Annotated in this window: 24 protein-coding genes and 2 pseudogenes; 7 read left to right on the top strand and 19 right to left on the bottom strand. The window is 59.0% G+C overall.

Annotated features, from left to right (window positions below; translation table 11 throughout):
• Positions 1 to 337 precede the first annotated feature (337 nt).
• Positions 338 to 946 carry a TetR/AcrR family transcriptional regulator gene (locus CFBP1590_RS18290; protein ID WP_025994315.1) on the bottom strand — a complete coding sequence of 203 codons (609 nt, stop codon included), beginning with the start codon at positions 944 to 946 and terminating at the stop codon, positions 338 to 340.
• Between the two features lie 421 nt (positions 947 to 1,367).
• On the opposite strand from CFBP1590_RS18290, the gene CFBP1590_RS18280 reads away from it, so the two are divergent.
• Complete coding sequence (locus CFBP1590_RS18280) at positions 1,368 to 1,736, top strand: SMI1/KNR4 family protein (protein ID WP_058430616.1); 369 nt, start codon at positions 1,368 to 1,370, stop codon at positions 1,734 to 1,736.
• A 406-nt stretch (positions 1,737 to 2,142) separates the two neighbouring features.
• On the top strand, positions 2,143 to 2,964 hold the full coding sequence (locus CFBP1590_RS18275) for a suppressor of fused domain protein (RefSeq protein WP_058430617.1): 822 nt from the start codon (positions 2,143 to 2,145) through the stop codon (positions 2,962 to 2,964).
• A gap of 83 nt (positions 2,965 to 3,047) precedes the next feature.
• Here CFBP1590_RS18275 and CFBP1590_RS18270 read toward each other — a convergent pair whose 3' ends face one another.
• The 4 genes and pseudogenes from CFBP1590_RS18270 to CFBP1590_RS18260 form a co-directional block, all read right to left on the bottom strand.
• Positions 3,048 to 3,977: an NADP-dependent oxidoreductase gene (locus CFBP1590_RS18270; RefSeq protein WP_088235684.1), complete on the bottom strand. Its 930-nt coding sequence runs from the start codon at positions 3,975 to 3,977 to the stop codon at positions 3,048 to 3,050.
• 167 nt (positions 3,978 to 4,144) lie between these two features.
• Positions 4,145 to 4,579 (bottom strand): annotated as a pseudogene (locus CFBP1590_RS28550) (methyl-accepting chemotaxis protein); the annotation flags it as partial.
• A 117-nt stretch (positions 4,580 to 4,696) separates the two neighbouring features.
• Positions 4,697 to 5,362: pseudogene (locus CFBP1590_RS28545) on the bottom strand (PAS domain-containing protein); the annotation flags it as partial.
• Positions 5,363 to 5,573: 211 nt separating this feature from the next.
• Entirely contained in the window at positions 5,574 to 6,011 is a 438-nt protein-coding gene (locus CFBP1590_RS18260; RefSeq protein ID WP_057410021.1) for a hypothetical protein, read from the bottom strand.
• Positions 6,012 to 6,234: 223 nt separating this feature from the next.
• Between CFBP1590_RS18260 and CFBP1590_RS18255 the strand changes: the two genes are divergently transcribed.
• From CFBP1590_RS18255 to CFBP1590_RS18245, 3 genes are read left to right on the top strand one after another with little or no spacing between them, the layout of a single operon-like run.
• Positions 6,235 to 7,242: a helix-turn-helix transcriptional regulator gene (locus CFBP1590_RS18255; RefSeq protein ID WP_088235682.1), complete on the top strand. Its 1,008-nt coding sequence runs from the start codon at positions 6,235 to 6,237 to the stop codon at positions 7,240 to 7,242.
• Between the two features lie 59 nt (positions 7,243 to 7,301).
• Positions 7,302 to 7,793: a (R)-mandelonitrile lyase gene (locus tag CFBP1590_RS18250; RefSeq protein WP_191625386.1), complete on the top strand. Its 492-nt coding sequence runs from the start codon at positions 7,302 to 7,304 to the stop codon at positions 7,791 to 7,793.
• Positions 7,790 to 8,581, top strand: a complete 792-nt coding sequence (locus CFBP1590_RS18245; protein WP_058430620.1) for a carboxymuconolactone decarboxylase family protein — start codon at positions 7,790 to 7,792, stop codon at positions 8,579 to 8,581. The genes CFBP1590_RS18250 and CFBP1590_RS18245 overlap by 4 nt, the downstream gene beginning before the upstream one ends.
• Before the next feature lie 8 nt (positions 8,582 to 8,589).
• Here CFBP1590_RS18245 and CFBP1590_RS18240 read toward each other — a convergent pair whose 3' ends face one another.
• The 5 genes from CFBP1590_RS18240 to CFBP1590_RS18220 form a co-directional block, all read right to left on the bottom strand.
• Positions 8,590 to 9,504 (bottom strand): LysR family transcriptional regulator, encoded by a 915-nt coding sequence (locus tag CFBP1590_RS18240; RefSeq protein ID WP_058430621.1) that lies wholly within the window; start codon positions 9,502 to 9,504, stop codon positions 8,590 to 8,592.
• A gap of 27 nt (positions 9,505 to 9,531) precedes the next feature.
• Positions 9,532 to 11,742 carry an aldehyde oxidoreductase molybdenum-binding subunit PaoC gene (gene paoC, locus CFBP1590_RS18235; protein WP_088235681.1) on the bottom strand — a complete coding sequence of 737 codons (2,211 nt, stop codon included), beginning with the start codon at positions 11,740 to 11,742 and terminating at the stop codon, positions 9,532 to 9,534.
• A 78-nt stretch (positions 11,743 to 11,820) separates the two neighbouring features.
• Positions 11,821 to 12,771, bottom strand: a complete 951-nt coding sequence (locus tag CFBP1590_RS18230; RefSeq protein WP_088235680.1) for an FAD binding domain-containing protein — start codon at positions 12,769 to 12,771, stop codon at positions 11,821 to 11,823.
• Positions 12,768 to 13,433, bottom strand: coding sequence for an aldehyde dehydrogenase iron-sulfur subunit PaoA (paoA, locus tag CFBP1590_RS18225; RefSeq protein WP_088235679.1), 666 nt, complete (start codon positions 13,431 to 13,433; stop codon positions 12,768 to 12,770). Before paoA ends, CFBP1590_RS18230 begins: the two co-directional genes overlap by 4 nt.
• A gap of 153 nt (positions 13,434 to 13,586) precedes the next feature.
• Positions 13,587 to 14,189: a TetR/AcrR family transcriptional regulator gene (locus CFBP1590_RS18220; RefSeq protein ID WP_025996375.1), complete on the bottom strand. Its 603-nt coding sequence runs from the start codon at positions 14,187 to 14,189 to the stop codon at positions 13,587 to 13,589.
• Between the two features lie 94 nt (positions 14,190 to 14,283).
• Here CFBP1590_RS18220 and CFBP1590_RS18215 point away from each other — a divergent pair, with 94 nt between their 5' ends.
• Entirely contained in the window at positions 14,284 to 15,036 is a 753-nt protein-coding gene (locus tag CFBP1590_RS18215) for an SDR family oxidoreductase (RefSeq protein ID WP_088235678.1), read from the top strand.
• Between the two features lie 84 nt (positions 15,037 to 15,120).
• On the opposite strand, the gene CFBP1590_RS18210 is transcribed toward CFBP1590_RS18215, so the two are convergent.
• Both CFBP1590_RS18210 and CFBP1590_RS18205 read right to left on the bottom strand, forming a co-directional pair.
• Positions 15,121 to 16,413, bottom strand: a complete 1,293-nt coding sequence (locus CFBP1590_RS18210; RefSeq protein ID WP_057410029.1) for a PQQ-dependent sugar dehydrogenase — start codon at positions 16,411 to 16,413, stop codon at positions 15,121 to 15,123.
• Positions 16,410 to 16,838, bottom strand: coding sequence for a DUF2231 domain-containing protein (locus tag CFBP1590_RS18205; RefSeq protein WP_088235677.1), 429 nt, complete (start codon positions 16,836 to 16,838; stop codon positions 16,410 to 16,412). The genes CFBP1590_RS18210 and CFBP1590_RS18205 overlap by 4 nt, the downstream gene beginning before the upstream one ends.
• Positions 16,839 to 17,415: 577 nt before the next feature.
• Between CFBP1590_RS18205 and CFBP1590_RS18200 the strand changes: the two genes are divergently transcribed.
• Complete coding sequence (locus tag CFBP1590_RS18200) at positions 17,416 to 17,994, top strand: CGNR zinc finger domain-containing protein (RefSeq protein WP_088235676.1); 579 nt, start codon at positions 17,416 to 17,418, stop codon at positions 17,992 to 17,994.
• Positions 17,995 to 18,001: 7 nt separating this feature from the next.
• On the opposite strand, the gene CFBP1590_RS18195 is transcribed toward CFBP1590_RS18200, so the two are convergent.
• From CFBP1590_RS18195 to CFBP1590_RS18165, 7 genes are all read right to left on the bottom strand, one after another.
• A complete protein-coding gene (locus CFBP1590_RS18195) occupies positions 18,002 to 18,373 on the bottom strand; it encodes a hypothetical protein (protein ID WP_127051623.1) in 372 nt (123 codons plus the stop codon).
• A 67-nt stretch (positions 18,374 to 18,440) separates the two neighbouring features.
• Positions 18,441 to 19,502, bottom strand: a complete 1,062-nt coding sequence (locus tag CFBP1590_RS18190; protein WP_088235674.1) for an SDR family oxidoreductase — start codon at positions 19,500 to 19,502, stop codon at positions 18,441 to 18,443.
• A 78-nt stretch (positions 19,503 to 19,580) separates the two neighbouring features.
• The gene (locus CFBP1590_RS18185) at positions 19,581 to 19,730 is read right to left on the bottom strand and encodes a DUF2256 domain-containing protein (protein ID WP_088235673.1); all 150 of its coding nucleotides are present in this window, start codon (positions 19,728 to 19,730) and stop codon (positions 19,581 to 19,583) included.
• Positions 19,727 to 21,265: a cryptochrome/photolyase family protein gene (locus tag CFBP1590_RS18180; protein ID WP_088235672.1), complete on the bottom strand. Its 1,539-nt coding sequence runs from the start codon at positions 21,263 to 21,265 to the stop codon at positions 19,727 to 19,729. The genes CFBP1590_RS18185 and CFBP1590_RS18180 overlap by 4 nt, the downstream gene beginning before the upstream one ends.
• 37 nt (positions 21,266 to 21,302) lie before the next feature.
• Positions 21,303 to 21,842 carry an NUDIX hydrolase gene (locus CFBP1590_RS18175; protein WP_088235671.1) on the bottom strand — a complete coding sequence of 180 codons (540 nt, stop codon included), beginning with the start codon at positions 21,840 to 21,842 and terminating at the stop codon, positions 21,303 to 21,305.
• A 32-nt stretch (positions 21,843 to 21,874) separates the two neighbouring features.
• The gene (locus CFBP1590_RS18170) at positions 21,875 to 22,588 is read right to left on the bottom strand and encodes an NUDIX hydrolase (RefSeq protein WP_088235670.1); all 714 of its coding nucleotides are present in this window, start codon (positions 22,586 to 22,588) and stop codon (positions 21,875 to 21,877) included.
• A gap of 1 nt (position 22,589) precedes the next feature.
• The gene (locus tag CFBP1590_RS18165) at positions 22,590 to 23,135 is read right to left on the bottom strand and encodes an adenylyltransferase/cytidyltransferase family protein (RefSeq protein WP_088235669.1); all 546 of its coding nucleotides are present in this window, start codon (positions 23,133 to 23,135) and stop codon (positions 22,590 to 22,592) included.
• Positions 23,136 to 23,321: the final 186 nt, after the last annotated feature.

Below are 23,321 nucleotides of genomic sequence, written 5' to 3'. Positions count from 1 at the left end.
ACAGACCGACCGGCGCTAACGCCTGATCTCAGGGCCTCTCCAGCTTCTCGGCGCATCATGACCAAACATGAGATAACCGTCACATTTATTTGCCGTGTTACGGAACTATTCGAGCACCATAGCGAAAGGCTTACACCAACAGGCGTCATTGGCTCTATCGGAGGACCCAGAGTGAATGTAGGATCCAATTCAACAACTGCAGCGAAGGAACGATGCAGCGATCACGGAGGATCGGCCATTGCCAGGAGGCTACTGACAGGATGTCGGGATGGACATGTGCAGGAACGACCCGCTTCGGCGGGTTTTTTGCGTTTTGGGGAAAGCGTTTTTCGCAGCGCTACCTGTCTGGCTCACAGCCCTTGAGCACCAGACGCAGGATGGTGCGGGTCGCCGCCTCGTAATCGCTGTCTTCCAGCGTGGCCTTGCCGGTCACGGTTGCGATCTGCCAGTCGAAATCGGCGTATGTCTGGGTCGCTGCCCAGATCGTGAACATCAGGTGGTGCGGGTCGAGCGGGGCAATCTGTCCGCTGTCGATCCACGCCTGAATGCATTCGATGTTGTGCCGGGCCTGGCCGTTGAGCTGTTCGATCTGCTCCGGCGTCAGGTGCGGCGCGCCGTGCATGATCTCGCTGGCAAATACTTTCGACGCAAACGGCAGGTCTCGGGAAATCTGGATCTTGGCGCGAATGTAGCGGCTGAGTACTTCGGCCGGCACACCTTCGGGATTGAAGGGCGTGGAGGCACGCAAGATCGGCTCGATGATGCTTTCCAGCACCTCGCGGTACAGATTTTCCTTGGACTTGAAGTAGTAATAGACGTTGGGCTTGGGGACACCGGCCTTGGCGGCAATATCGCTGGTCTTGCTGGCAGCGAAGCCCTTGTCGGCAAATTCCTCGCTGGCGGCGCGCAGGATGAGTTCTTTATTGCGCTCGCGAATGCTGCTCATGAACCGGATATTCCCTTGCCTGCATGGCGGTCGCGCATGGTAGCACCGGGTTTGTGAGAGGCTCAATATTGGTAGGAGGCGCCACCACGTCTTCGACGTAGCGGCGTCGCGCAGCAAAAACCGAGCTGTGGGAGGCGGCTTGCCGGCGATTTGTCGGGAATCGGGAGCAAGGCCTGCGCATGCGGTGTGTCAGATAGAACCTTGGGGCCGCCACGCAGCCCATCGCTGCCGTCGTAACCTGCGATAGCTCCCACGGCCTGCGGGCAGAAGCAGATGGCAGTGCTTCTTCAGCAGTCAGGGTTTTGTTAAAGGCGGGCGTATGCATTTAATAAATAAGGTAGGTTCCTGATCTACGAATTTCATTCACCCAGACAGTTCTTGCTACGCTGCTGGAGTGTAATTTTCAGGAAGGTACTTCAATTTGATCACTGACCCATTTCGTGTACCCACCGATGCTGAAATCGCCAAGGCCGAGCGCAGCTTGAATTTTCCTTTTCCTGCCGCTTACATAGATTTTCTCAAGAGCGGGAGTGACGTTGCGAATGCCAGTTTCGAACCGGCCGTGATCCTCCCCGGTTCCAGCCATGTCGATTTGTTCGAGATTGCACAAGTGGCATGGAATCAATTCAAACTTCCGAAAAAATGGCTGCCCTTTATTGAAGACAATGGCGACTATTTCTGTGTTTCACAGAAAGGTGAAGTCAAATACTGGTCTCACAACGGGCCTACCAATGAGAAATGGCCGGATTTCTCGTCCTGGTTCGAGCAGGTCTGCGTGCGGTGTGAGTAAGCATTTGCAGCTCTATAGCGAAAGACTTACACGCGTAGACGTCATTGGCTCTTTGCACTGCCCCCCGGCATAGGTAGGATCCAATTCAACAGCTGCAGCGAAGGAACGGTGCAGCGATCAGGGAGGATCGACCATTGCCAGGAGGCTACTGACAGGATGTCGGGATGGTCATGTTTCGCAAAACGACCCGCTTCGGCGGGTTTTTTGCGTTTTGGGCGAAGTGATTCCGCGATTTGCGGCCGTGTGTGCGACAACCCTTTACGCCTTTACGCCTTTACGCCTTTACGCCTTTACGCCTTTACGCCTTTACGCCTTTGCGTCGGAAACTTCTATCGGGATATATCGTCTTCTTAAGGGAAGATAATGGCTCGACTGATAAAACTCCGACACCCAGCAAGGACGGCATATGAATTTCTTCAAAAAGCTTTTTGGTTCGTCGAAAACGTCTGCGCCTCAAAACACTCAGAGCACAACGCAAACTGAAGAATCGTTCGAAACGTCTTCAGACGATGCCGAGTCGAACAATCAATCCGTCCGTCAGGCCAGCAGTGAGTGCCTGGACCGCCACTGGGCAACCGTAGGCAAGGTCGAGCAAGACGTCATTGCCTACCTCATCAGTCCGAGCTTCAATGGCGGGCCACACTGGCCTTCGACCCGGCAAGCCTATCGAGTGGTGCGCCGTGACCCCGCGATCATTCTTGCCACGGACGGGTTATCAGATCCTTTTGACGATGTTGAAGGCGCAGGCAACGGGTTCGAGATGGAGCTTTTTCTGGAAACCTCCGATATTCCCGATCATGCCCGCGGAGCAGCAGGAGACGTCGATCCTTTCAAGCGCAGCTGGGCATTCGAACTGCTTGAGCATGTAGCGAAGACGGTGGCGGACGCCGGCGGTGTCACTCATCAGCTCGCACAGCACGGCGTGTTATCGCTTGAACTGCCCGGCTTCAGTCAGTCCCATTCGATGAGCGACCAGATCCCTGATCTGTTCGTGACCGAGGACGACTGTGCGGGCGTGCTGCTCGGTGGTCCCGGGCCAGACTTCTGCGTGCGGATCGAAGACATGCCGCTGTCACCCGTGACAGTGGTGCCCATCGTGCTGATCACTGCTGCGGAACTTGACTATGTACGTTCGGGCGGACGAGCGGCGCGCGAGGATCTGGTCAGTCGTTTGCAGTCTGCAGGCGTCGGTCATAAAAGCAGTCTGCAGCGCGCCAGCGTCGTATGAGACTGACCTCTGTCGCAGTGGCAGCGACGACTTGACGCAATTCGTCGCTGCCTTGCCGGCCGGTGATAAGAAAGTTCAGAGACCTATGCTTCGTGAACCTGCAGCAGTACCTTGCCATGCACATGCTCATTGGCAAGGTAATCCAGCGCTTCCCTGGCGTGCTCCAACGCAAACGTCTGCGCGATCACGACCGAGACCTCGCCAGCGTCAACATACCCGGCCATCTCGGCAAGCTCCTGGCCGCGAGGATCGGCGATGAAACGTGTTCCGGTCTTGCCGCCAGCCTGCGGATGATTGGCGTCGGGCATTTCCAGTGTCGAGACCAGCCGTCCGCCTTCGCCTAGTACCTGCCATGAACGCGACTGGGTCTCGCCACCGATCAGGTCTATCACCAGATCAAAATCTTTGCAGATGTCTTCGAAGCGTTCGGCCTTGTAATCAATGGCGCGATCGACCCCCAGCGACTCAAGAAACTGCAGGCCCTCGGCCGATGCGGTTGCGTACACCTCGGCGCCTTTGACCTTGGCAAACTGAACCGCCAGATGACCGACGCCGCCACTGCCGCCGTGTATCAGCACCTTGTGGCCCTGTTCGATATGCCCGTGCTCGACCAATGCCTGCCAGGCGGTATGGCCCGCCAGCGGCAGGCCAGCCGCGGTCTGCCAGTCCAGTGCGTCGGGAATGCGCGCCAGATGCTCGGCGGGCACGCGGGCGTATTCAGCGTAGCCACCGTCTGCCCCGATCATGCCGAATACACGGTCACCCTCATTGAGCTCCAGCACACCGTCGCCTGTCTGCACGACCACCCCGGCCACCTCACGGCCAAGGGTCAACGGCAGGCGATCTGCTTTGACTTCGGGGTACTCACCTTCACGTATCTTGTAATCGACCGGGTTGATGCCGGCCATGATGACTTTCACCAGCACTTCGCCCGGTTGCGCCTGGGGTCTTTCCACGTCCTGCAGCGACATCACGTCAGGGCCGCCAAACGCTGCAATTCTGATGGCTTTCATTATTAATCACCTCGTTGATTCAATGATCAGATGAGGGTGTAGAAAAGACACGTGCCTGGTGGTTTAGTCGGATCCGGGCATCATCGACGAACGGTGGTGAATGGCTGCGTCCCAGTGCGATGCCTCAGGCCCGGTATCGTCGATGCACGACTGCCTGACGTCTGCTCTCAGTGCGTAATGTTGCCCGCCTGATTGGCAACTTCGCTCACCGCCATCACCGCACTCTGTGTGCCTTCTCGCACGCCTGCCATTGCATCGCCTGCCGCATTGGCCAGCTGGACCCCGCGTTCTGCCGCGCCTTTGGACAGGTTGATGCTGTCCACTGCCGTGCGCGTCTCCTGAAGGATCACGGCAATCATCTTGGCGATTTCCGTGGTGGACTGGCTGGTACGACTGGCCAGTTGCCTTACTTCGTCGGCCACCACCGCAAACCCCCGTCCTTGCTCGCCCGCACGCGCGGCTTCGATGGCGGCATTGAGTGCCAGCAGGTTGGTTTGGTCGGCAATGTTCTTTATCGTGTTGACGATCTTGGTGATGTGTTCGGAGCGGTTTCCCAACTGGGCGACGAGTTGTGCGGAATGTTCGATGCTCTGCGAGATTTTCTGCATCTCGCTGACGGTGTCGTTGATGATCGTCGACCCTGATTCCACCAGCGTCTCGGTCCTTCTGCTGATCAGATAGGCCTGGGATGCGCCTTGGGACTCTTTCTCCGCTTTCTGCACACGGGTGGTGACGTCGCTGGCGAATTTGACCACTTTGTAAAGTTCGCCGTCGGCGTTGAAGACCGGGGTGTAAGAAGCTTCCAGCCAGACGGTGTTGCCTTTTTTGTCGAGCCGCTTGTAGAGACCACTTGAAAAACGACCCGTCCGCAGTCTGTCCCAGAAATCTGTGTATTGAGGGCTGTCGACAAAGTCCCGGTCGCAGAACAGCCGATGATGCTTGCCGTTCAGGTCGCTGGCCGAATATCCCATAACTTTGAGGAAGTTTTCATTGGCTTCGAGAATGTTTCCCTGTGGATCGAATTCAATCATTGCCGTCGCCAGACTCAGCGCATTCATGATGCTGCGAGCCTTCAGTGCCTGCGAAACGGTGCTGGAGATATCAATGCCGTAGAAGATGACACCGTCGATCAATCCCTTTTCGTCGCGCAGCGGCGTATAGCTGCCCTCGAACCAGACAGAAACTCCTGTTTTTGCCACTCTTCTGAATGTGCCGAAAATACACTTGCCAAGTGCGAACGCCTCTCGAAATCCGGTGCAAGGTTGTTTTCGAACATGAAAGTCAGCTTCGCTCATGCTCACGACCTGTTCGACCGTGCAGGCCAGTGCACCTGCGAACTTTTCATTGGCGTGAGTGATAAAACCGTTGATGTCGATCCTTGCCATCGCCATGGTCTGGTTAATGGCCTGCGCAATGATTTCCCGGCCGGCTGCATCTTCAGGCGAGGGGGTGACCTTATTCTTGTTTTTCTTCATTAAAAACATGCTGCTCTCCGGCATAAATAGACTGAGTGATAAAACGATCGCTATTAAAAGACATGGCCACTGGTAGAACGCGTCAAGTGCATGTCCTGCAATCGTGCAACAGAAAAAAGTGTCAGGTGATCGCCGCGTTCACGAGTTCATGATCCAGCCGATTGAGCACGGCGATGCACTCCAGCAGCCTGGCTTGACGCTGTGTGTCCACCGCAATGTTTTCCGATCCCGACAGTTCGTCGAGTTGCTGTAGGGTCAATCGGATCGAGGCCCTTGCACTTTGAATCACCAGCGTCAGGTTGAGCCTCACCTTGTCTTTCAGAGCTTCCAGTGAAGTCAGGAATCGCCTCAGATCACGCCTTGCAATCAGTGCGGGCAGGTCTTGATCGTGCCTGCTCAGGGTTTCGATGGTTTGGGCTACGGACTGGCTGATCAACGAAAACCGGTTTTCCAGGGTGCGAACTGAAAAGAGGATAGCGCTGACTTCATTGATGATCTGGTCAGTAAACTGTCGGTATCGAATAGCAGCCTCATCGTCATAACAAGTGGACTTCATCATGAACGGCTCCAGTCATCAGTTAGTGGCCTTCTGATATCTACGCTATCCCGACGCCCTGTAAGACGCTATCCCTGGGAACAATTAAACCCGCGCTTTTCTTGAAAGCGTGCGCTTTTCTTGATGTCGGACTTTCGTTACAGCGGTCACATGATCGGGATGGTTTTCTGTCAGCGTTTCCGGCGTACACTGACGCGGGTCGAGAACGCAGGGGTCATGTGGGTAAGTGGATACGTATTATTTAACCGGGCTTGAAATTCGGGACGTCGAAAGAGCCTCCGAGCACTTCCGGATTTATGACAATTTTATGTCAATTAGTCCCGGCGAACAGGGCCGCTTCGATTACTGCAAACGTGTCTGCCTGCTGGGCAACTCCTTTGTTGCCAACTCGCTGAGTCAGTCTGGCTGGGGTTACCAGACGACCAATGTCATGGACGGTTTTCTGATGACCATTCCTCACGCAGGTTCGCTCAACTGGCAGACACGGACAGGCCGTTATAAAGTTGGACCCGGCTCGATAGCGTTAGTGGATCAGCGGGAGGTGTTCCAGGCCGCGTATGCGCCTGGCGTGCGCTACACCACCCTTTATTTTGCCCATTCAGACATGCTCAAGTACCTGACGTTACTCATCGGTGCCCCTCCTAAAACACGGATCTATTTCAGTCGGGGCGCCGCCAGTACCGCACAGATCACTATCATTCTGAAGTTGGTGGATACGCTGTTCGAGGTAATGACCCACTCGCGAACGCCATTGATCAATGTGGCAAACAGTTTGAAGGAAAGTCTGATCGGTTTCGTGTTGTCCAATTTCGACAACAATTACAGCCGGGCGATGACAGGCACGTCGGCCAACACCACACCCACGCCGCATTCGATAAAGCTGGCGATGGATTTCATGGAGCACAATACCGATCCTCATCTGACGGTCGGAGAAGTGGCGGTGCACGCCGGTCTCAGCGTGCGTTCATTACAGTCCGGGTTCAAACGCTACAGGAACACCACGCCTATCGCTTTTCTCAGGTCGGTCCGGATAAACAAGGCGCGGCGTCTGTTATCCGTTTCAAGTAACAATCAAAGCCCCAGACAGGTCGCCGAACTGTGCGGATTCACCAACTATCATGTGTTCTGCAAATACTACCTTGAGGCGTTTTTTGAACACCCCAGCGTGACGGGCGGTAGAAACAGGCTGATTGATGAATGCGGCTCATCTGTTCATGAGACAGGGGGCCGGTAGTCGCATGGTGGGCTCTCCACTAACGTGGTTATCGATTACCCGTTATCAGGAGCTTACCGATGAGAACACTCGCAGCGTTATCGACCATGGCCTCGGTCCTGATGTCTCCGTTGGGCGCAAACGCCGCCGATGCGTCCAGCGGGTCGACCATGAACATTGTCCGCAAGGGCGAGCATGCGTCCATCGCGGGCGCACCGGCAACGTTTGTCGGTGCAGCCCGTATCGATCCGTTGTTTTCCGCAAGCGCACCTTCACGCGTATCCGCCGCCTACGTGACGTTCCAGCCAGGCGCTCGATCCATGTGGCACACCCATCCGCTGGGACAGAACCTGGTCGTGACCGCAGGTACGGGCTGGATACAGCAGGAGGGTGGGGAGAAGCAGGTGATCCGGCCGGGCGATGTGATCTGGACACCGCCGGGTGTCAAGCACTGGCATGGGGCGACGTCCACCACCGGCATGACGCACATGGCCATTCAGGAAGCGCAGGACGGCAAGAACGTCGAATGGCTGGAGCCGGTCACGGATGCCCAGTACGAGGCGAAACGATGACGGCCGGCAGACTGATGCTCTCGACCTTTACCGTTCTGCTCACCGCCTGTGCCGCCACTGACAAAGGACTTTCCAGCATGAATTTACCTGCAGTTCCCACGCCCGATGACGCACGCGCCGTGTCTCCGGCGCTGGCCCATAATACCGACGCCTTGCTGCTGGGCGAGGTGTGGAAACGCCCCGGTCTGTCCCCGCGCGACAGAAGCCTGGTGACCGTGGCCGTGCTGATCTCGCGAGGTCAGACGGTCGAGATGGCCTACCACTTCAATCGGGCGCTGGATAATGGCGTCACGCCGTTGGAGCTTTCGGAAACCATCAATCACTTGGCGTATTACTCGGGCTGGGGTAATGCCACGGCGACACTTCTGATCGCGAAGGATGTGTTTGCTGCTCGCAACATCGGTGCCGATCAACTGGCTCCGGTCTCGCCGACCCGGTTGCCGCTCGACGAGGCCACTGAGCAGGCGCGTGTTGAGCAGGTGGACAAGAACGTCGGTTCAGTGGCGCCTGGACTTGTCGAATACACCACCAGGACGCTGTTTCGCGACCTATGGCTGCGGCCGGGTCTGGCGCCCAGGGACCGCAGCCTGATTACCGTCAGCTCGCTGGTCGCCAACGGGCAGGTTGCGCAGGTGACCTTTCACCTCAATCGCGCCATGGACAATGGCCTGAAGCAGAGCGAAGCGTCCGAAATGCTCACGCAGCTGGCGTTTTATGCGGGCTGGCCAAACACGTTCTCGGCGGTACCGGTGTTCAAGGACGTGTTCAGCAAGCGTCAGGAAGGGTAGGAAACCGATCAGGGCAGGGCGCCCATCGGTTGCAGTTCGCGGATAAGTTCGATCAGCAGACGCAGTCCGACGGGCACCTGCCTGAAGCTTGAATAGTAAGCGTGAAACCCCGGATCCACATGCGTCCAGTCTTCCAGCACGCGCTGCAACGAGCCGGCTGCGATGTAGGGTTCGACGATGGCAGCCGGCACGTACATCAGGCCCGCGCCACGGGTGACCAACGCAACGCCGATGCGTGTCTCGTCGATCGTGACAGTGCCCGGTACCTCAACCTCCAGTGCCTGGCCATCCTTCATGAACTGCCAGTCGTAAAGCCGGGCATTGCCCAGACGAATGCGCAGGCAGCGGTGCTGTTTCAAGTCCTCGGGATGCGTCGGTGTGCCGAAACGCTGCAGGTAATCGGGCGTGCCGACCACCGCCCAGGCAATGTCGGGCGACAACCGCTGGGCAATCATGTCTTCCGGGACGGTGCCGCCAAAACGGATGCCCGCGTCATGCCCATCGCCGATCACATCGACCATCTTGTTGGTCACGGTCAGGTCGATTTCGATGTCCGGGTAGCGTTCGATGAACACCGGCAGGACCGGCCCCAACAGCAATTCGGCCCCATCGCTCAGGACATTCAGGCGGATACGTCCGGCAGGTTCGTCACGCAGCCTATTCAGGGCTTCCAGCGCCTGCCCGATATCATGCACCGGGGTACTGATCAGTCCCTGCAGTTCTTCGCCTGCCACCGTCAGCGTCACGCTGCGGGTGGTGCGGTTGAGCAGACGCACACCCAGTCGCGCCTCAAGCCCTTTCATCGCATGACTGAGGGCCGAGGCACTGATGCCGACTTCAAGGCCCGCCTTGCTGAAGCTCTGATGGCGCGCAATGGCGAGGAAATAGACGATGTCTGCCAGATTTGCGCGGCTCAGTTGCATTCAGGACTCCATGGGCGGGGTGAGGGATCAGACGGTTTCGGGCAAATGATCGATGAGTTTGTCTAGGGTGATCGGGTAGTCCCGAACCCTCACGCCGGTCGCGTTGTAGATGGCATTGGCAATCGCTGCAGCAGCGCCGGAAATGCCCAGCTCGCCCACGCCCTTGGCTTTCAGCGGCGTTGCGTACACGTCCACTTCATCGAGAAAGATCACGTCCTGATGCGGGATATCGGCATGCACCGGCACTTCGTAGCCCGCCAGGTCGTGGTTGACGAAGAATCCCAGGCGGTGGTCCACGACCAAGTCTTCCATCAACGCAGCACCTGCGCCCATGGTCATCCCGCCGATGATCTGGCTGCGGGCGGTCTTGGGGTTCAGAATCCTGCCCGCTGCGCACACCGCCAGCTGGCGGCGAATCCGTACCTCGCCTGTCGCCGCGTTGACGCCGACTTCGACGAAGTGCGCACCGAAGGTCTGCTGAGCGTAGTCCTTGGCCAAGCTGCCGTATTCCATGAAGTCCTCGGCTTGAATTTCGCCCTGCGCCGCAGCCTGAGCCAGAGGCAGGCGCGTGTCGCCTTCGCGCACTTCACCCTCGGCAAACTCGGCTTTCTGCGGATCGAGTCCCAGTGTGCGGGCCACAGCTTCTCGAAGCTTGACGCAGGCGGCATAGACGCCCGCCGTTGATGAAGCAGCGCCCCATTGGCCGCCCGAGCCGGACGATTCCGGAAACCGTGAATCGCCCAGATGCACGACCACGCGGTCCAGGTCCACGCCCATCATCTCCGCTGCGGTCTGGGCGATGATGGTGTAGGTGCCCGTGCCGATGTCGGTCATGTCGGTCTCGACCGTCACGATACCCAGACGATCGAGCCGGACGCGGGCGGCTGATTTGGTGGTCGGCGCGCCCCTGATCGCCGACGCCACGCCGATGCCGATCAGCCAGCCGTCGTGCACTTCCTTGCCCGGTACAGGGTTGCGCTTGTTCCAGCCGAACTGCTCCGCACCGGTGTTCAGGCACTCGACAAGCTGGCGTTTGGAAAAGGGCCGCGTGGGCTGTTCGGGATCGACCTGAGTGTCGTTCATGACCCGAAACTTCACCGGATCGATGCCGAGCTTATCCGCCAGCTCGTCCATGGCGATTTCCAGCGCCATCATCCCTGGCGCTTCGCCCGGCGCACGCATGGCGCTGCCTTCAGCCAGATCCAGCACGGACAGATTCAGCCGGGTCATCCGGTTGGCGCCTGCATACAGCCCGCGGGTCGATGCGGTAGCCGCTTCGGGCCTGCCGCCTGGCAGGTTGCCGGACCAGCTTTCATGGCCTATCGCAGTGAGGGTGCCTTCCTTGTCCGCCCCGATGCGGATTCGCTGAATGGTCGCCGGTCGGTGGGTCAGGTTGTTGAACATCAGCGGGCGGGGCAGGGTGACCTTGACCGGGCATCTGGCCTCGCGTGCGGCCAGCGACGCCAGCACCGCGTCGCACAGAATGGTGCCTTTGCCGCCAAAACCGCCGCCGATGTAGGGCGAAATCATGTGGATGTCTTCCTTGCGAATACCCAGCGTTTTCGCAAGGTCCCGCACCCCCCAGTTCATTTGCTGGATGGAGGTCCAGAGCGTCAGTTTGCTGCCGTTCCATTGGGCGATGGTGGCGTGGGGTTCCATCATGGCGTGGGCATGGTCGGGCGTGGAATAACGCTCATCGACCGTACATGCGGCTGCGCTGAATGCCGCCTCGAAATCGCCGATGCGTGTCTGTGCCGGCGGCCCGAAACCTGAAGGCGGTGGCGGCTTGGCTGAGTCCAGCGTCGCCGCCAATTCGAACGAGCCTGGCTCGCGAACGTAATACACCCGAAGCAGTGCGGACGCGGCTCGCGCCTGCTCAAAGGTTTCTGCGACTACGACGGCGACGGCCTGATGGTAGTGATCTACCTGAGGGTCTGCCAGTGCTCGGTCGACGTAAAACTCACCCCGATCGAGCTTGCCAGCGTTTTCGTGAGTGACGATGGCGATCACGCCGGATGCCTTGCGCGCCTCGCTCGAATCAATCGAGGAAATCCGCCCCTTGCCGATGGCCGCGCCGACCACGTAGCCGTAAGCCGGATTGCTCACGGCCGCGTTCTGTTCGTAGGCGTAGGTCGCGGTTCCGGTGGTCTTCAGCTTGCCGTCGATGCGGTCCACAGGCGCGCCGATGACCTTGAGCTGATCGATGGGATTGGTGCTGGCAGGCGTATCAAATTTCATGGTCCGGCTTCCTGATCAAACGGACTGACGTCCAGCCGCTCATGCGGGCTGACGTTGCTGGCTGAATAACGGGTTGGCTTACGCAGAGGCTTGCGTCAGTGCCAGGCCGATCGTGCGTTCCGCCAGTTTTACCTTGAAGGCGTTTTGCAGCGTCGGCTGTGCGTTGGCCAGCAACCGGGCTGCCACGGCGCGTGCTCCCTTGGGCAGGAGTGCGTCGGCCTCTTCACTGCGCCAGGGCGTGTAGGCCACGCCACCCAGCGCGATCTGACCGGTCTTGTCCGGCTGCACAATCGCCGCCACCGAGATCAGCGCAAACGCGTAGGACGCCCTGTCACGTACCTTGTAGTAAATGTGCCTGCCACCCACCGGTTTTGGCAGCGTGACGGCGGTGATCAGCTCTCCCGGCATCAGTGTGTTTTCCAGATGAGGCGTGTCGCCCGGCGCCTTGTACAGTGCCTCGACCGGAAAGCTGCGAACCTGGCCATCAGCGCCGAGGGTTTCTACTGTCGCGCCCAGTACACGCATGCCGACCGCCATGTCGCTCGGATGGCTGGCGATGCAGGAGGTACTGACGCCAATGATTGCCTGCTGGCGACTGACCCCGCCCAGTGCCGCACAACCGGCGCCGGGGCGACGTTTGTTGCACGGCTGGTTCGTGTCGTGGAAGTAGGCGCAGCGTGTGCGTTGCAGCAGGTTGCCTGCAGTGGTCGCCTTGTTGCGCAATTGCCCGGAAGCGCCTGCCAGCAGTGATCGTGAGAGCACGCCATAGTCACGGCGGACCTCGGGCGCTGCGGCCAGATCCGTATTGCGCACCAGCGCGCCGATCCTCAGTCCGCCGTCAGCGGTTTTGGTGATAGTGTCAAAGCCCAACCCATTGACGTCGATCAGGTGCTGCGGTGTTTCGATCTCCAGTTTCATCAGGTCCAGCAGGTTGGTGCCGCCTGCGATGAATTTCGCGCCGGGCTGTCTGGCCGCCGCTGCGACCGCCTGTTCCGCCGAGGTTGCGCGCTCGTAGGTGAATGACTTCATGCCGACGCTCCCGCGACTTCCTCAATCGCCTCGATGATGTTGGAGTAGGCGCCGCAACGGCAGATGTTGCCGCTCATGCGCTCGCGCATCTCCGCAGTGGAAGCGATCAGCGGGGCGCTCAGGTCCTGGGTGACATGGCTCGGGATGCCCGCCTTGATTTCATCGAGCATGGCGACGGCTGAGCAGATCTGGCCGGGCGTGCAATAGCCGCACTGGTAGCCGTCATGCTTAACGAACGCCGATTGCATCGGGTGCAGACGTTCAGGGGTGCCAAGGCCTTCGATGGTGGTAATGGTGTCGCCTTCATGCATGACGGTCAGCGTCAGGCAGGCGTTGATCCGGCGCCCCTCGACGATCACCGTGCAGGCCCCGCATTGACCGTGGTCACAACCTTTCTTGGTGCCGGTCAGGTGCAGGCGCTCGCGCAGAACATCCAGAAGCGTGGCGCGATTGTCGACGTCCAGGCTGTAGCGTCTGCCGTTGAGCGTGAACGATACATGGCTGCTGGCGGACACGTCTGCTGACCCTGCAGAGGTGTCTTGAGCCGCTTGCGCGAACTCGGTCGATGCCAACGCTGCTGTCACGGCCGATCCTGCCGTACCGATCAGAACCTGTCGCCGCGACAGCCTGAGCCCGTCGCCGGATGGAGTTCGAGGATTCATCAACATCTCCTTTTTGCGCGTGTATTGGCTGCAGCCACCTTCTTGGTTGGGTTGGAAAAGCCGCCCATGCTGTGAACATGAGGCTATGGGATAGAGCGGCGGTTGATAATGCCAGTATCCAGAATGCACTTGTGAACAGCGCTCATGAATGCCTCAGGCGTCTTTCTCGCCGAGGCTGCGGGGGCTTCCCGCGCACAGTCCGATCATCACGAAGTCCATCAGGCGGGCGAGACGCGGGCGCCAGTCGCACTGCGAGTCTCGCTGTGAGTCGATCTGCCAGATGCCGGCAATCGCCAGAAAGAAGTCATCGGTCGTGATTCCGGCGCGAATCGTTCCGGCCGCTTCGTTGGCTTTCAGCAGAAGCTCGGCGGCGTTCTGCACCGGTGCGTACCCCGACTTGCCTGGAAACTCCCGCGTGGCGGCAGCCTGGCGGATGGCGGTGGCAAGCCCTGCCTTGGTCATCGCGTATTCGGCAAGGCTGTTCATCCAGTCGCGCAGGGCCTGCTCGGGTGGTCGGTCGGCCAGATACTGTTCCGCCAGCGCTGCCACTTGCTGCATCTCGAATTGATAGACCTCGAACACCAGGTCCTCGCGGCTGGCGAAGTGCCGATAGAACGTGCCTTGGCCGACGCCTGCCTTTTTCGCGATCACGCTCAGTGCAACCGCAGGGTCGAGCGTCAGTTCGGCCACGGCGACCTTCAATATGCGTTCCCGGTTTTTTCTGGCGTCGGAACGCATTGACGTGTCGTCACTCATGGACAATCCCTTTCTTCGTATTGCAAAGCGGACAACTGTCCGGTAGTTTGCTAAAGCGGACATTTGTCCGCTTATGGCGATGACGGAGTTTACTATGAACGGTACAGGTAACACGATTCTGGTCACAGGCAGTACGTCAGGTATTGGCCTGGGGCTGGCGCTTCGGCTGCACGAGGCGGGCAACAAGGTCATCGTTGCCGGGCGACGCAAAGAAATTCTCGACCAGATTACCTCGCAACATCCCGGCATCGATTCGGTGGTGCTGGACGTCAGCAGTCCCGAGTCGATTCAACAGGCTACCGACGTGCTCGCAAGCAGCCATCCGGACCTCAACGTGCTGATCAACAGCGCAGGTATCATGCACTGGGAAGACTTGACCGACCCTGCGTACCTCGGCACGGCCGAAAACATCGTGACCACCAACCTGCTCGGCACGATTCGCATGGTGTACGCACTGACGCCCCGGCTGCTCAAGCAACCTCACGCCACCATCATCAACGTCAGCTCGGCATTGGCCTTCGTACCGCTGCCAGCAACCGCGACCTACAGTGCAACCAAGGCGGCCGTTCATTCGTTCACGCAAAGCCTGCGCGTGCAACTGGCGGACTCTTCTGTGGAAGTCATCGAGCTGGCGCCACCGGGCGTGCGCACGTCGCTGCTCGGTCAGGAAAATGACGAACGCGCCATGCCGCTGGAAGAGTTTCTGGACGAGATATTCGGTCTGCTCGAGATCAAGCCAACGCCATCCGAGCTGGTTGTCGAGCGAGCCAAGGGGCTGCGGTTTGCCGAGGCGAACGGGTCGTTCGACGAGGTGCTGACGATGCTTGCGGGCATCAAGCCGCATTGATCTTAGTGACAGGCGAGGGGAGGTTATTGTGAACGGTGACAGTCTTCGAGCCGCTTGAACTCAAGCGGCCCGAAGCGTTGAGGGTTACTGGTTACGCGTCACTCGCCACACGGTGTTGGCCAGGTCGTCCGCAATGATCAGCGCACCTTTCGGGTCGACCGTCACACCGACCGGGCGGCCTCGGGTCTTGCCATCGTCGCCACGGAAACCCGTTGCGAAGTCCAGCGGTTCGCCCGAAGGCTTGCCATTGCTGAACGGTACGAAGATCACTTTGTAGCCGACCGGATTGTCGCGGTTCCAGCTGCCGTGTTCGCCAACAAAAACGCCATTGGCAAACTTGTCGCCCATTTCCGGGATGGAGAAATCCACGCCCAGTGCGGCTACGTGCGAGCCAAGGCTATAGTCCGGTTTGATCGCGGCGGCGACTTTCTCCGGATTTTGCGGCTGGGCGCGGGTATCGACATTCTGGCCCCAGTAGCTGTAAGGCCAGCCATAGAAGCCGCCTTCTTTCACCGAACTCAGATAGTCCGGCACCAGATCCGGACCCAGTTCGTCCCGCTCGTTGACCACGGCCCACAACTGTCCGGTTTCAGGCTGGATGGTCAGCGCTGTCGGGTTGCGAATGCCGGTGGCGTAAGGCTTGTGCGCGCCCGTCGCAGCATCGATCTGCCACACCATCGCACGATCGATCTCGACTTCCATGCCGCGTTCGGTGACGTTGCTGTTGGAGCCGATGCCGACGTACAGGAAACGGCCATCCGGGCTGACGGTCAGCGCCTTGGTCCAGTGATGGTTGATGGCTGAGGGCAGGTCGGTGACTTTGGTCGGCGCGCCGCTGGCCTGGGTCTGTCCTTCCTGATAATCGAAACGCACCAGCGCGTCCTGATTGGCCACGTACAACTTGCCATCGGCAAACGCGAGGCCGTAAGGCGCGTTGAGGTTTTCGGCGAACACGGTCTTGGTTTCGTAGGTGCCGTCGCCGTCAGCGTCACGCAGCAATGTCAGACGGTTGCCGCCTTTGACCTTGGTGTTGCCCTCGGCCTTGATCACGCTGGCGATAACATCCTTCGGCTTGAGCTTGGCAGCGCTGCCACCGCGGCCTTCGGCCACGATAATGTCACCGTTGGGCAGGACCAGGGTCTGACGCGGGATGCGCAAGTCGGTCGCAATCGCGGTGATCTTGAATCCTTCAGGTACGGTCGGCTTTTGGTCGCCCCAGGCCACGGGCTCGGCAATCTTCATGCTCGGCAGCAGGCCGCGTTGCGGTTCCGGCAGTTTAGGGTCCGGGCCGCGCGCCTGAGTGCTGTCCGGCTCACCGCCACAGGCGCTCAGAAGCAGCGCCATGCTCAAGGCTGTCAGTGCGATTTGAGGTTTCATTGCTCATCTCCCGAACGCAGGTTGGTCAGTCCGATCCAGGCGGCCACGACAGCCAGCAGGGTCACGATGACTGAAAGCACCAGGCCCGAAGGCATGACAGCCCAAGCGTCCTTGGCGTGCTCGAACGCATTGACCAGCCCCAGCACCCAAGTGATCAGCAACAGCAGGAAATACAGCACCGGACGCCCGGCTTTGTGCTCGGCGCGGACCAGATTCACCAGCGCGAACAACAGCGCAAAACCACAGAACACCAGCGCCCCGGCGATCAGCCAGGCGGCGAAATTGGCCCACTGGATCTGGAAGGTCTGGTAGTAGGCAATGTCACTCAACAATGCACCAAGAAACAACGGCACGGTCCCGGCCAGCAGGATCGCGTAAAGCGGGCCTGGTGTCCTTCGGTAAGCGGGATGGGCGGTAACGGTCATAGCGGCTCCTTATCGTTCAGCGATGCCCGGCCAGGTCACGGCACGAATTTACCGGCCGCCGGGGTCGCGTTGACTGCGCATAGGAAAGGATCGTGCCGCCAAAGCGATAGTTCAGTGAGTTTTCATGTCGAAATGTGTTGAAGGATCAATGGCACCGGAAATGGGTGGCAGCCTTGTGGTAGAGCGGTTGGTTGATGTCGAAGCATGAAGCGATATCCGTCACGCCGCTTTCCAGCAGCGAATACCCGTCTGTGGGAGGCGGCTTGCCGGCGATCTGCCGGGAACCGCCAGCAAAATCTGCACGCGCGGTGTGTCAGATGCAATCTGGGGCCGCTGCGCAGCCCATCGCTGCCGTCGTAACCTCCGAGAGCTCCCACGCCCTTTGGGCAGAAGCAGACGGGCGTGCATTTTCAGTAAATGACAAAGTGTTTGATTGGAGACAGCTTGTGCCTGTTGGCCATGCGGCATTTTTTGAAGTGTTGGAACGGCCACCCAAGACAGGATGAACTGTGCTTTGGTAACTATTCAAATAGAGTTTATCGGTTACAATAGCCGCCAGAATTTCAGGAGTACTGTAATGACCCCCTCCAGCTCGACCGCCCAGCTTCCGGCCCCTTTGATACTCGCCGACCACCCCGCGCTGGATCTGCTCAACACCCGAATGATGGTTGATGGGCAGCGCCGCGATCTGCTGACCAGTCACGCGTCTGCGACTCAATGGCTTGAACAGATTGGTCTGGGAAGTGATCCGTTTGATGAACGCTTGCTCGATGAGCTGCGAGAATTGCGCGAGAGCATCGAGCAGCTTGTTCAGGCGCGTCTGGAGAACAGCGTTGCGGATCCGTCACGGTTGAATGCCTTTCTGCTCAGGGCTGTTCCGCAGTTGGCGTGGGAGCCTTCAAAGGCGCCTGAGCTGGACCGTTTCTCTCAGCCGAATGCCACGGATCGTGTTGTAGCCGAGATCGCTTTCGGGGCCGCGCAATTGCTGGCTGAAGGGGACTCATCGCTGCTGCGCAAGTGTGAAAGTCATGAGTGCTCGCTCATGTTTTACGACCGCACCAAATCGCACAAACGTCGCTGGTGCAGCATGGCGCTGTGCGGCAATCGTCACAAGGTGGCCGAGTTTCGCAAGCGCAAGCAGGAAGCAAAAGGTTAGGTCGCGTTCAAGGTTTGCAGATACTGCCCGCTATCGCATCCAGCTCGCGGTCGTAGCTGGCGCGCTCTCCGGCACTGAGGAAGCCCTGGGTCTTCACGAAACCTGCGCTGTCGGAGCGGATTTTCTCGATGCGGTTGTACAACTGGTCAGCCTGCTTTTGCGGCAGATGTCCTGCTCTGTACAGGCTACCGATGTCCGCCTGCAACACACTGGCTCGTGTCGAAACATGTGCTTCGTTTTTGTCGGTGATCGAGCCACCGGTCCTGCCTTCAAGTGCACGCTGCTCGACAAGGTTGCAGCCTGACAGAGTCGGTACGGGTTGAGCTGCAAGAGCGCTCAGGCTCAGTGTCGCAAAGGCGGCGGCTACAAGCATTCTCATGAGGGTTACCTGTCAATGCGTGGGACCGGCCGGGTCATCCCGGCCGGCTCCGATTATGCGCGATGATTCAAGGAATCAAACGCTCGCGACGCAGTTTTTCAAACACTTCGAAAAACGCATCATCACTTGCCTTGAACGCTGTGAAGCCCAGTTTGCGGCTTTTCGACATGTCGGTAACGACTTCAATCGGACGACCCAAGTCGGCATCGGTGTGCCACGGTGAGATCAGGCGATTGATATCGCCTTCCTTGAGTTGGTGTTTGCCGACGATGTCGGTCCAGGCCTTCTGATCGTCAGCCATCTGCTCTTCCAGCGGCGCGGGCTGCGCAGGGAAGTCAGCTGCCTGCAGGCCGAAGTAGTCGGCGATCTGGCCCCACATCCAGCTCCAGCGGAACACGTCACCGTTGGTGATGTTGAACGCTTGATTGGCTGCTTCAGGCGTTGTCGCTGCCCACAACTGTTGCTGAGCGAGTTGGCGGGCGTCGGTCATGTCGGTGAGGCTGTCCCACTGGACGCGCGAGCCAGGGAACACGAACGGACGGCCTGTGGCCTTGCAGATGGTCGCGTAGACGGCGAGGGTGGTCGCCATGTTCATCGCGTTGCCGACTGCCACACCGGTCACGGTGTGCGGACGATGCACGCTCCAGGTGAAGCCGTCTTTTTTGGCAGCGGCGTAGACCTCATCTTCCTGCGCGTAATAGAAATTCTCGATATCGAGGCGCGGCTGGGTTTCCCTGAACGGTGTCTGGGGCAGCGTGCCTTTGCCATAGGCTTCGAACGGGCCGAGGTAGTGTTTGAGGCCGGTCACCAGCGCCACGTGCTGCACGCTTTTGGCCGGGCGGACGGCGTCCAGCACGTTACGCACCATGGCTGCGTTGACGCGGATGTTCTCGGCTTCGGTGGCCTGACGCGACCAGGTGGTGATGAATATGTGAGTTGGTTTGAGGTCTTTCAATGCTGCGTTCAGCGACGCCGGATCCTGAAGGTCGGCAGCCACCGGAATCACGCCGGGCACGGAAGAAGGGCTACGGGAGAGGGCGGCAACCTGCCAATTGTTTTCCAGCAACAATTGCGTGATTGCGCTGCCGACAATGCCACTTGCGCCAACAACCAGAGCGGTCTGGGTCATGGGGTTTCTCCTGTGAATGAATGATCAGTCATGGAGGTTCTGAACCACTTTGTACCAGACGGTTCAATCTGATCTTCATCAGTCCGTCGAGGCAGGTTTCGCTTTGTGCCGTCGACAGCGCTCCGAGCAGTAGCGCACCTCATCCCAACAGCGCGCCCATTTTTTCCGCCAAGTGAACGGCAGCCCGCACACGACGCAGGTCTTGATTGGAAGCTCGCTCTTTTTCAAATCGACTCCCCGGCGTCCAGTCTGGCGAGCAGCGTCTGGCCTCGATTCCAAAGGGCGTCCAGCTTGGCGTCGTTCATACGGTCGAGGTTTTTGTACACCATCCCCAGGCGTTGATTGCTGCGCAGCAGGTCGCCGTGGCGCATCAGGAAATGCCAGTACAGCGCGTTGAACGGGCAGGCGTCTTCGGTGGTGCTTTCGCTCACTTTATAGTGGCAGTCGCGGCAGTAATTGGACATGCGCTTGATGTACTGGCCGCTGGCGCAGTAGGGCTTGGAGCCCAGATACCCGCCGTCGGCGTGCATGACCATGCCCAGCGTGTTGGGCAGTTCGACCCAGTCGAAGGCGTCCATGTAGATCGCCAGATACCACTCGCAGATTTCAGTCGGTGCGATGCCGGCGAGCAGGGCGAAGTTGCCGGTCACCATCAAGCGTTGAATGTGGTGCGCGTAGGCGTATTCCAGGCTTTGGCCGATGGCCTGACGCATGCAGTTCATCTTCGTGTCACCGGTCCAGTAGAACTCTGGAAGCGGTCGGGTGTTGCCGAACCGGTTGCCGGTGGCGTATTCCGGCATTCTCAGCCAGTACACGCCGCGCACATACTCGCGCCAGCCGATCAACTGACGAATGAAGCCCTCGGCGGCATTCAGGGCAATCTGCCCCGACCAGTAAGCGGCTTCCACATCGCTGCACACCTGACGCAGATCCAGTAGACCGATGTTCAGGGCGGCGCTGATGCGGGCATGGAACAGGAACGGCTCGTTGCTGGCCATGGCATCCTGATAGTCACCGAAGGCGGCCAGACCGAAATCCAGAAAGTACGCCCAGAGCGCTTGGGCATCGGCGTGGGTGACCGGGTAATCGAACGTGTCCACAGCGCCGTAGTGGCTGGCGAAGCGCTCTTTCACCAGTGTCATGACCTGCCGGGTGATGACGTCTGGCGCGAAGCGTGCGGGGTAGGGGGCGGTGACGCCTTTGGGCAGCGCCTTGCGGTTTTCGACGTCGAAGTTCCAGGCGCCGCCCACCGGTGTGCCGTCGCCATTGAGCAGCAGCCCGCTCTTGCGGCGCATTTCGCGGTAAAAGAATTCCATGCGCAACTGCTTCTTGCCCTGCGCCCAGTTCGAGAATTCGTTGCGCGAACACAGGAAGCGGCCATCGGCATGCCACTGGATCGGCAGGTCCGTGTCCCTGATCGACTGCTCCAGACGCCAGTCGCCGCATTCGGTGATGTGCACTTCGTCAGCCTGCAACAGCGACTGCCAGCGGCGCAGCTCGCCGGGCACCGAGCCTGTGTTGTCCGGATCATCGAGGGCGACGTACTGCACCTGAAAGCCGCGTTCGCGCAGGCTGTCTGCGAAGTGGCGCATGGCGCTGAAGATCAGGATGATCTTTTGCGGGTGATGCGGCACATGGGTGGCTTCTTCCATCACTTCGACCAGCAGAACCGTGTCGCATTCTGCGTTCAGATCCTGCAGCGACGCCAGGTCGAAAGACAGCTGATCGCCGAGGACAAGGCGCAGATGTTGAGGTGCTTTCATTCAGGCAGGATCCGGAAATGCAGCGAAAGGGTAATCATCAGGTATCGGCGTGGCAGCTCAGCAGGGTCAAGGCTGACAGCGTGTGGCCATCGGTGATTTCGCCTCTGAGGATCATGTGCTGAACGTCTTTGAGGCTCTTGATCATGATGTTATCCACCTCTCCGTCGGTTTCTCCGCTGACGTCGCCCGACACCTCGACGATGCATACCGACACGGCGCTGGCCAGCAGTGAAGTGTTGCTGTGCAGCTTGCCGATCTCGGTGGTTTTCAGGGCCACCATGCCGGTCTCCTCAAGCAGCTCGCGTACGGCAGCTTCGACAGCCGTTTCTCCATCGTCGATCTTGCCGCGCGGGAACTCGATGGACATCTGGCCGATGGCGCGACGCATCAGCGACGCGAGCACCACACGGCCGTCCGGCAGAACGGGCACAACCACTACGCCGTTGATTGGATTGGGCTCTTTGATGATCTTGTAGCCCTGGCCTTCGGGCCGGGTTCCGTCATTGACGTCGATAACGTCGAAGAACCGGGTGCTCAACAGGGTGGTGACAACGGGTTCTTTCGTGGGTGCGCTCATGTGCATGTCCTTGGCTGGCTCATCATGTCTTTTCAGGCAAACGAACGATCAAAGTAGAAGATTCTGCCAGGCTTGAGGTTCTCGACCGTGGCCTGGGCCTTGATGCCTTCGCCGGACTTCTTGCGCCCGGTTTCCTTTATGTAGCCTTCTTCCGTCAGCTTGATCAGCCGCTGGCGCATGCTCGACTTGAGGACCGGTCGACCCAGTGCCACTGAGTAAATGGCGGTCGCTTCCGGCGCGCTGAATTCACTCCCCAGAAACAGCAGGGGTAGGCTGGAGTAGAGCGACTTCGAATACAAACGTTCAGCGGTCTGGTCGATGAGGTCGTTGTGGTCGAAGGGCAGCAGGCTTTCGCGGCTCAACAGCGCCTGAAGCGGCACGAATTTCTGTCGCTCGTTCAGATGGGCTTCCTGATCCAGAATGGCGAGGTAGAAGGTCGAAGACGACCAGCATCTGGGATCACGAAACGCATTGCCCACGGTGCCGACCTGCTCGATATAGCCAAGCTTGACGCCGATCTTTTCCGACTCGATCAGGCGCTTCACCCCGGCGTCCATCGACACATCGCGCACTTCGCCATTGAGTACCAGGCCTGGCAGCGCCCAGCTTTCCGCGAAAGGTTCGTTGGGGCGTTTGTGCAGCAAAACTTCGAGCGCCAGGGTCTTGCGACAGTAGCGTAGGACCACGAGGTCGATGGTGTGCAGATAGTCCATTTTCGGCGGGGTGTCGTGTTCGGTCTGGCTCATGTCAAACGGCACCTGATGCGTAAATATCGTAGTTTACCGGATCAAGACCCGGCGCAATCCAGTGAGTGGGGAGTGGGGCCCCATCAAGCAGTTGCTTGCGTAAGGCAGTGCTGCGTACGCCAATCTGTTCGGGGGCGATGATCACCGAGAAGGTTTCAAGCAGCTCGGGTCCCAGGTAAAAGCCGGGCAGGGCGTCAGCCACGTCCTGACCGACTACCAGTGCGATGCTTTTCGGCGCGCAGCCTGTAGTGTTCGCAAGGCAGGTCAGCAGGTTGAAACTGTAGACAGGTCCCGGGCTCTGGCTGAAGAGTTCGCGTTCGATATCGCTGACCGACAGCTCACCGCCGCATTGATTGCGGACGTTGTCTGTGATCAGGCGCAGCCACTGAAGACGAAGGTCGTAATCCACCATGACCTTGCCATAAGGATGCTGATAAGACGGCACCACCATCGTGAGCCTAGCCTGCCGGGAGGCGTGAATCATGACATTGGCATGGCCTGCGTGGGGTGGATTGAATGCTCCACCATAGACTGCGATCTCGAACATGGCGTTCTCCTTTGAGTCAAAAAGTACACTAGATGTACTTAATGATCAATCGGCTTTTTGCATGGCATGGACACGATCATCCTTCATGAAAAGATATGTGAGGCTCATTTGAAAACAGGTTCAAATTAGTGTTGACCGCAAAGTACATCAGGTGTACTTTGTGGTCATGCAAACGAGGAACACATC

It is taken from the genome of Pseudomonas viridiflava (assembly GCF_900184295.1).
Lineage (GTDB): Bacteria > Pseudomonadota > Gammaproteobacteria > Pseudomonadales > Pseudomonadaceae > Aquipseudomonas > Aquipseudomonas viridiflava.
Note: the sequence above shows the minus strand (reverse complement) of the source record. Positions and strands in the feature narration are given on the sequence as shown.

Excerpts from the sequence above, each read along its gene's own strand:
- CFBP1590_RS18290 (WP_025994315.1), bottom strand. The coding sequence starts at position 946 with ATGAGCAGCATTCGCGAGCGCAATAAAGAACTCATCCTGCGCGCCGCC.
- CFBP1590_RS18275 (WP_058430617.1), top strand. The coding sequence starts at position 2,143 with ATGAATTTCTTCAAAAAGCTTTTTGGTTCGTCGAAAACGTCTGCGCCT.
- CFBP1590_RS18270 (WP_088235684.1), bottom strand. The coding sequence starts at position 3,977 with ATGAAAGCCATCAGAATTGCAGCGTTTGGCGGCCCTGACGTGATGTCG.
- CFBP1590_RS18260 (WP_057410021.1), bottom strand. The coding sequence starts at position 6,011 with ATGATGAAGTCCACTTGTTATGACGATGAGGCTGCTATTCGATACCGA.
- CFBP1590_RS18250 (WP_191625386.1), top strand. The coding sequence starts at position 7,302 with ATGAGAACACTCGCAGCGTTATCGACCATGGCCTCGGTCCTGATGTCT.
- CFBP1590_RS18245 (WP_058430620.1), top strand. The coding sequence starts at position 7,790 with ATGACGGCCGGCAGACTGATGCTCTCGACCTTTACCGTTCTGCTCACC.
- CFBP1590_RS18240 (WP_058430621.1), bottom strand. The coding sequence starts at position 9,504 with ATGCAACTGAGCCGCGCAAATCTGGCAGACATCGTCTATTTCCTCGCC.
- paoC (WP_088235681.1), bottom strand. The coding sequence starts at position 11,742 with ATGAAATTTGATACGCCTGCCAGCACCAATCCCATCGATCAGCTCAAG.
- CFBP1590_RS18230 (WP_088235680.1), bottom strand. The coding sequence starts at position 12,771 with ATGAAGTCATTCACCTACGAGCGCGCAACCTCGGCGGAACAGGCGGTC.
- paoA (WP_088235679.1), bottom strand. The coding sequence starts at position 13,433 with ATGAATCCTCGAACTCCATCCGGCGACGGGCTCAGGCTGTCGCGGCGA.
- CFBP1590_RS18220 (WP_025996375.1), bottom strand. The coding sequence starts at position 14,189 with ATGAGTGACGACACGTCAATGCGTTCCGACGCCAGAAAAAACCGGGAA.
- CFBP1590_RS18215 (WP_088235678.1), top strand. The coding sequence starts at position 14,284 with ATGAACGGTACAGGTAACACGATTCTGGTCACAGGCAGTACGTCAGGT.
- CFBP1590_RS18210 (WP_057410029.1), bottom strand. The coding sequence starts at position 16,413 with ATGAAACCTCAAATCGCACTGACAGCCTTGAGCATGGCGCTGCTTCTG.
- CFBP1590_RS18205 (WP_088235677.1), bottom strand. The coding sequence starts at position 16,838 with ATGACCGTTACCGCCCATCCCGCTTACCGAAGGACACCAGGCCCGCTT.
- CFBP1590_RS18200 (WP_088235676.1), top strand. The coding sequence starts at position 17,416 with ATGACCCCCTCCAGCTCGACCGCCCAGCTTCCGGCCCCTTTGATACTC.
- CFBP1590_RS18195 (WP_127051623.1), bottom strand. The coding sequence starts at position 18,373 with ATGAGAATGCTTGTAGCCGCCGCCTTTGCGACACTGAGCCTGAGCGCT.
- CFBP1590_RS18190 (WP_088235674.1), bottom strand. The coding sequence starts at position 19,502 with ATGACCCAGACCGCTCTGGTTGTTGGCGCAAGTGGCATTGTCGGCAGC.
- CFBP1590_RS18180 (WP_088235672.1), bottom strand. The coding sequence starts at position 21,265 with ATGAAAGCACCTCAACATCTGCGCCTTGTCCTCGGCGATCAGCTGTCT.
- CFBP1590_RS18175 (WP_088235671.1), bottom strand. The coding sequence starts at position 21,842 with ATGAGCGCACCCACGAAAGAACCCGTTGTCACCACCCTGTTGAGCACC.
- CFBP1590_RS18170 (WP_088235670.1), bottom strand. The coding sequence starts at position 22,588 with ATGAGCCAGACCGAACACGACACCCCGCCGAAAATGGACTATCTGCAC.
- CFBP1590_RS18165 (WP_088235669.1), bottom strand. The coding sequence starts at position 23,135 with ATGTTCGAGATCGCAGTCTATGGTGGAGCATTCAATCCACCCCACGCA.